The 6,720-nt window shown below is 32.0% G+C and carries 9 protein-coding genes; all 9 read left to right on the top strand.

Annotated features, from left to right (window positions below; translation table 11 throughout):
• Positions 1 to 94: 94 nt before the first annotated feature.
• On the top strand, positions 95 to 583 hold the full coding sequence (locus tag Q0857_RS16580; RefSeq protein WP_298537956.1) for a hypothetical protein: 489 nt from the start codon (positions 95 to 97) through the stop codon (positions 581 to 583).
• Positions 584 to 830: 247 nt separating this feature from the next.
• Positions 831 to 1,268, top strand: coding sequence for a hypothetical protein (locus Q0857_RS16575; protein ID WP_298537954.1), 438 nt, complete (start codon positions 831 to 833; stop codon positions 1,266 to 1,268).
• A 154-nt stretch (positions 1,269 to 1,422) separates the two neighbouring features.
• The gene (locus Q0857_RS16570) at positions 1,423 to 1,875 is read left to right on the top strand and encodes a hypothetical protein (RefSeq protein ID WP_298537952.1); all 453 of its coding nucleotides are present in this window, start codon (positions 1,423 to 1,425) and stop codon (positions 1,873 to 1,875) included.
• A 205-nt stretch (positions 1,876 to 2,080) separates the two neighbouring features.
• Complete coding sequence (locus tag Q0857_RS16565; protein WP_298537950.1) at positions 2,081 to 2,932, top strand: hypothetical protein; 852 nt, start codon at positions 2,081 to 2,083, stop codon at positions 2,930 to 2,932.
• Between the two features lie 179 nt (positions 2,933 to 3,111).
• Positions 3,112 to 4,167: an ATP-grasp domain-containing protein gene (locus Q0857_RS16560; protein ID WP_298537948.1), complete on the top strand. Its 1,056-nt coding sequence runs from the start codon at positions 3,112 to 3,114 to the stop codon at positions 4,165 to 4,167.
• Positions 4,168 to 4,328: 161 nt separating this feature from the next.
• Complete coding sequence (locus tag Q0857_RS16555; protein ID WP_298537946.1) at positions 4,329 to 4,880, top strand: AAA family ATPase; 552 nt, start codon at positions 4,329 to 4,331, stop codon at positions 4,878 to 4,880.
• A 142-nt stretch (positions 4,881 to 5,022) separates the two neighbouring features.
• On the top strand, positions 5,023 to 5,499 hold the full coding sequence (locus tag Q0857_RS16550; RefSeq protein ID WP_298537944.1) for a hypothetical protein: 477 nt from the start codon (positions 5,023 to 5,025) through the stop codon (positions 5,497 to 5,499).
• Between the two features lie 140 nt (positions 5,500 to 5,639).
• Complete coding sequence (locus Q0857_RS16545) at positions 5,640 to 6,275, top strand: DUF3885 domain-containing protein (protein WP_298537942.1); 636 nt, start codon at positions 5,640 to 5,642, stop codon at positions 6,273 to 6,275.
• Between the two features lie 252 nt (positions 6,276 to 6,527).
• On the top strand, positions 6,528 to 6,720 hold a 193-nt coding region (locus Q0857_RS16540; RefSeq protein WP_298537939.1), incomplete at its 3' end, for an NUMOD4 domain-containing protein.

Here is a 6,720-nt window from a genome sequence, read left to right as displayed (position 1 = left end):
TGTTTGCTAGCTTCTGATTTTCCTTCGGAAAATCCTCGCACACAAACACGCAACTTTCCATATACAACAACGTTGTAGCACATTTAAGAAAACCATGAAATACATCATTATTCTTACTTCAATATTATTATTTAGTTGTTCAAACACTTCGACTGATACAATAACTCTGATTCCGAAAGGATACGTTGGTCCTGTTAAAATTAGTCTATGTGACGGAAAAGGAAAGGAAGAAAAATTAGAAAATGGAAAAAGAGTTTACGAAGTCGATATAAATGGATTATTGACAACCAAGTTTAAAGCGGAATTTGGATGGCAGTTTAATAAGTATTATTACGTGAATGAAAGTAAACGAGAAGAAATACGATTCATAAATATACACGAAGAAAATATTGAATTTGATAAGGATTCGATATATGTTTTCGCAGAACAGCACTCTGGAATTGGAAGCAGAACGGATAGTACTGGAACATATCAAACTTGTCCAATTATCAGTTTTTATGTCGGGAAATATGATGATATTGAGAAAAAAATGCACGAAATAAATATGTTCTCATTTAACAAAGATGAGCTATTGAATGAGTAAAAAACGTGCTACAACAACGTATAAAATTAATGTGGGTTTTTATGGTTTAGCCTAAAGTTTTGGTTTATTTATAAAGTCCGCTTAAACTTATTTATCTATTTTTAGGTCGACAAGATAAAAACATAAAATAAGTATAAGCTTGTGGCTCGGCTGACAAAATAAAGTTTGTCTACCTCCCACACTAACCTTATACAAAACCGTTGCCAGTAATACGGAAAAACGCAAATCTGAACTAATATTTAACTGAATGGAATTTTCTAAAGATTATAAAGAACTTGGAGAAATCATCGTGAAAAAATTACGAGATGAAAATTTTGAATATTATAAAAAAAATAGAGACTTTGGAAAATCTATGTCTGAAAAAGAATATTCTGAATTATCCAAAAACCCGAATTTAGCACCTGAATTACAGCAACTAAAAGACGAACGATTTGAGTTTTTTAACAGACTGAATGAAAAGCAAACGGAAACTCTGAACAGACTTGTTCTGAATATTTTGGATTCTACTGCGTTTAATTTCTTGAGAGAAATTGAAGAAAATTTAGATGATAACAAGAGTATTGGACTGACAATAAACGGAAAAAAAGTTGAGAATATAACGTCGGAATTATTATCTGGAACTTTATTTGGAGAATACTTTTTATGGACGGAAAAGAATAGCAAGTTTGGAGAGTTTCAACAATGAAAAAATAAAGTACTACTGGCAACAACGTGTATAAAAAATTGCTAAATTAGTGCTTAATCAAAGGCAGTTGCAATTTTGTTACGTCTGATTTTCCTTCGGAAAATCCTCGCACACAAAACCGCAACTTTCCATACACAAGCACGTTGTAAGTAATTTGAGAAAAGCCATAAATCTACTATTAATTCTATCATTCGGACTTCTATCCTGCGAGTCTGATAAAAAATACTCGGACTATAACGAAGATGATTTTTACGAAGTTCAGGGTATTATAAAATTTGCAAATCCGACAAGCTATCCATTTGACCATTCTATTGTCAAAGACATAAGCTTTACTTATTTTTTAGATCGCCCAAACCCAATAACTGGAATCGAGAAAAAACTCGAAATGCGCGAGGCGCAAAAAGATTACCCTGTAATTGTCTTAGTGCATAAAGACGATGAAAACATTAGTTTTTATGGAAGGGTCGGGATTCTTGAAAATTTAAACGAAAAAGAAAAAGAGGTTTTATCTAATCATATCCAAAATCAAATGGACAAAGTCAAAGCAAAGACTCCTGCATATATTTATGATGCACTGATAAAAGACTCCATTAAGGAAAGTAAATAAAAGAAAAAATAAAAACTACTTACAACACCGTATAAAAATAATGCGTAAGTTTATTCCTAAATCAAAAGTCAGTGCTTGTTTGCTTGCATCTGATTTTCCTTCGGAAAATCCTCGCACCCAAACTACGCACTATTCTTATACCAACACGTTGTACACAATTAAGCCATAAATAATAATCATAATGAATCTAATAAAATTAAATTTTATGAAAAATAAAGTAACCTTATTATTACTCTTTTTGAGCTTCGGATTTTCTTCAATAGCACAAAACTTCGACATCATTCTGAAAACTAATGGCGAAGAAATGGAAGGAACTGTAAAAGGTATGGAAGAGGAATCCCTATCCTTTATTTATAAAAATGAAACGATTGTTTATAAAGTGAAACAAAGTGATGTTGTAAAAATCACCTTTGCTTCTGGTAGAGTACAATTCTTTAATGCGTTTGATCAACCGGGGCATTCTAATAATGCAAGTTTAGCAGATCATCATAATAAAGTAGCGGTTTTGCCTTTTGCCTACATTAAAGACCAACAGGAAGGAGATCTGGTGATGAGTAATAAAATTCAGACTGAAACTTTCGCACTTTTAAGCAAACATCGTGGAGGTTTAACCTACTTAAGCGTTAACGACACGAATGCTTTATTGATTAAAGCAGGAGTTACCAATAATAATATTCAAGGGTATACTATGGGAGAAATCTGTACAATTTTAGGAGTTGAATATGTGATTCAAGGAATGGTTTCAGTTGAAAAAACAACCCAACAAAACATCAACACTTATTCTGAAACCACAAAAAACAAAGGGAATAACAAGGCTTATATTGATAGTCATGGACATTTAATTGGAAATCCTTTAGATAATGGAAAAAGCCAATCTTATGGCTCTTCTGTATCGACCAGTACCCAGAATTATGCAACCTCTATGACGATGAATGTCTTCAACGATAAAGGAGATAATATTTATAGTCAAGATCATACTGCCTTTTGGAATACTCAAGATGCTTATAAAATCACTTTAAAATACTTGGCAAAAAGAATGCCTTTATTCAAGAAATAAATAATGGGTTGTAGAAAAAAACTGTGTACAACAATGTATAAAAATAATGCGTAAGTTTATTCCTAAATCTAAAGTTAGTGCCTGTTTGCTTGCATCTGATTTTCCTTCGGAAAATCCTCGCACTCAAACTACGCACTATTCTTATACGAGACCGTTACCTGCAAGCTGAACAGAACGAAATGAACAAATTAGCAATATTGTACCAAGCTCAACTTCCACCCGTAAAAGATGGAGTCCAAAAACCTATGAAACCAGGAGGTTATTCTGACAGCGGAGCAGATATTGCATTTGAACTATTAGAAAATAATATTGATGTAGTTACACCTGTTAAAAATCCAAATCAAAACAATGATAAAGATTGGGTTTTTCCTGATACAGTAAAGGGGATTGAACTGGCATTACAAAAAGATGCAAAAATCTTTTGGTTAAATACAGTTCTATATCAACACCATACCATAGAAAATTATCTTGACAAAGAATTGGAAATAGTTGGACAAACACCTGAAATGGTTGATGTGTTTGATGATAAAATGTTTACTAATAGTTTATTGAAATCTAATAATATTCCCATTCCAAAAAACGAGCTTATTACTATTGAAAATTACAAAAGTTTATCCCTTGAATTGGAGTTTCCATTGGTTCTTAAACCAATTAGAGGAAGAGGAAGTCAAGGCGTTACTAAAATTGACAATCGCAATGAACTCAAAGAAAATTTGACCAAGATTTTTTCAGAAAAAAGTTACGGAAACGCAGCTTATGTTGAACAATATTTAAACGGACAGGAAATTACAATTACAGTAATGCCTCAAGGAAATTATGTGATTAATAACAACGAGGAATATTTTAATAGACCTTGGTGCTTACCTGCGGTCAAACGATTTAATCATAATGACGGAATCGCACCTTACAACGGAATAGTAGCTGTGATGGAAAATAGTGAGGTTTTGAGCGATGATGAGTTACAGACGACAGAAATTCAAGAAGTGTATGAACATTGTGTCAAATCAGCAGAGTTAATTGAAATTAAAGCACCAATTAGAATAGATTGTAGGGCAAATGAACAAGGAAAATACTTTTTATTTGACCTAAATATGAAACCGAATATGACTGGACCATCGAGACCTCATAGAAAAAAACAAGATAGCCTGTCCTTACTTTCTGCAAGAAAAATCGGGTGGGATTATTTTGATTTATTAAATAATATATTGAATCAAAAATGGAAAGCCAGCAGGTAACAATGTATAAAAATAATAGCGGTTTAATAGCTAAAACAAAAGTAAATGAATACAAAAAAGGTCTTTGTTTAACCGAAAAGTTGGTGCGTGTAAATCCGCTACTATTCTTATACTAGACCGTTGCCAGTAATTTAACCAAATCAAAAACCGAGTCTTTTAGAATGAAAATTTTACTTTTTGGAGCATCTGGTTCAGGAACCACAACTTTGGGAAATGAAATTGAGAAAAGAACTGATTTTAGACACTTGGACGTTGATGACTATTACTGGAAAAAGACAAATCCACCCTTCCAAGAAAAAATACCATTAACCGAACGGAATGAAAATCTGAAAGTAGATTTCAAAACATTTGAGAATGTAGCAGTAAGTGGTTCAATGGTAAGTTGGGGAAAAGAATGGGAAACAGCATTTGATTTAGCCATTTTTATCCAACTGGAAAATACCGAAAGAATGGAACGACTGAAAAAACGTGAAGCTGAACGTTACGGAGAAAAACTTTTGACTGACAAAAAAATCCAACGGAATTCAAAAGCATTTTTGGAATGGGCTGACCAATACGAAAACCCAAATTTTGACGGTAGAAGTTTAAAAGTTCATCAGGATTGGATTAAATTACTTGACTGCAAAGTTTTGAGATTGGACGGAAAAACCGAAATGAATAAAAATATGGAAATCGTATTGAACGAAATAAAAACTACTGGCAACAATGTATAAAAATAATGCGTAAGTTTATTCCTTAATCTAAAGTTAGTGCTTGTTTGCTTGCATCTGATTTTCCTTCGGAAAATCCTCGCATCCAAACTACGCACTATTCTTATACAAGCACGTTGTACGCAAGCTCAAAAACTCACTCAAATTGATAAAAAAAGTATTGATTGGAATAATAGGATTTATTCTTGGAATAAGTTTCGGATTCTATTTTGAAGGTTTCTTTAGAGAAATAATTCAAGATATTTTTCGATTTACTACTTCCGACAAAATTCGATTTGTGGGAAAAAATATTTCCATCTTTTCGGACAGAACATTCGAATATATACTCGGATTTGCTTTAATGACTTTTTTATTGGCAAACATCAAACTTAAAACAAAGCGGATTTTGAAAAATGTTATAATTTGCCTACTGATTTTTGGAATCTCTATTTTCCTAATTTCAGCAATTAATGCAAATTTAAAAGTAATACAATGTACGGCTTGTGACAACGGAATTGTCAAAATTCATTGGAACAATATAAATTTCGGACTTACAATTGGATTAAGTGCAATCTTTTCAGTAGTTCCAAGTATTATAGTATTAATAAATAAAATAAAAGCCAGCGTACAACACAGTATATAAAAAATTGCTATTTTGTGCTTTACCAATGTTAGTTGCTTTGTTTGCTAGCTTCTGATTTTCCTTCGGAAAATCCTCGCACTCAAACACGCAACTTTCCATATACAAACACGTTGTAGCACATTTGAGAAAACCGAAATCTATTGAACCTAAAAACTGAATATTTAGACTTTTTAAAAGACAATTTCAACGGACTGGAAATCAAAATGCCATTATTTTACAATTGGGATTTAGGATTAAGGTTTGACTTACAAAAGGAATTTACAAACCCTGTTGACACTGATAATGACGATTACTTTAGCGAAGTTTATCACAGAGCTAAAAAACTATTTGAATTCTGCTTTGAACCTAACGACACAGTTTATTTATCTGTATTTAGCTATAAGTGGAGAAAACAACGGATTAAGAAATCGAATTTTATATTTAAACTACTAAAATCAGATTCGAAAACCGAATACGTCTTTGACAAAGTTGCGAATAGGTATGAACCAAATGAGAAATGGAATAGGCTTTTAATCAAAGAAGATATAAAGAATATTAATGTTGACAACCTAATTATCGGATTATGTAATACGGGCTTCCCAACTATGCGACCTTGTATTCGAGAAGAAGTTTATCTTATGAATATTGACAAAAAATTGATATTCCATATTTATGACGACAGAGGTTTAGATATTCTTGCAACAGATAAGAAATTATTAAATGGAATTTATGACCGATTTGATGAGTGGATTTTGAATTACGACAGAGAGAAAATTAAAAAACAATTGAATAAATAAAAACGTGCTACAACACCGTATATAAAAAATTGCTAGTTTTACCCTAAACCAATGTGAGTTGCTTTGTTTGCTAGCATCTGATTTTCCTTCGGAAAATCCTCGCACACAAACTCGCAACTTTCCATATACAACAACGTTACCCAACATTTCTCACATCAGAACCTGATTAATTCCTCGAGATAACTAATAGAATTCTTACTTGAGAAATTATTGTAAATTTCACTTTAATGAGATTTAAGACAAGCATTGAGAATGATACGGAATTATTGGAACGAAAAATGGAAAATTATTGAGTTTGACGATAAAATATCTGAAAAGGAAAAGTTTAAAATATCTAATTACGGTAGAATCATAAACTGCAAAAAAGGTAAGGAATTTTTGGTTAAAGAATATTTCATAAATGGCTATCAGAATTTACCAGTCAAACAAAAAAAGAACGGAAAAC

The sequence above is a fragment of the uncultured Algibacter sp. genome (genome assembly GCF_947495925.1).
Classification (GTDB): Bacteria; Bacteroidota; Bacteroidia; order Flavobacteriales; family Flavobacteriaceae; genus Algibacter_E.
Note: the sequence above shows the minus strand (reverse complement) of the source record. Positions and strands in the feature narration are given on the sequence as shown.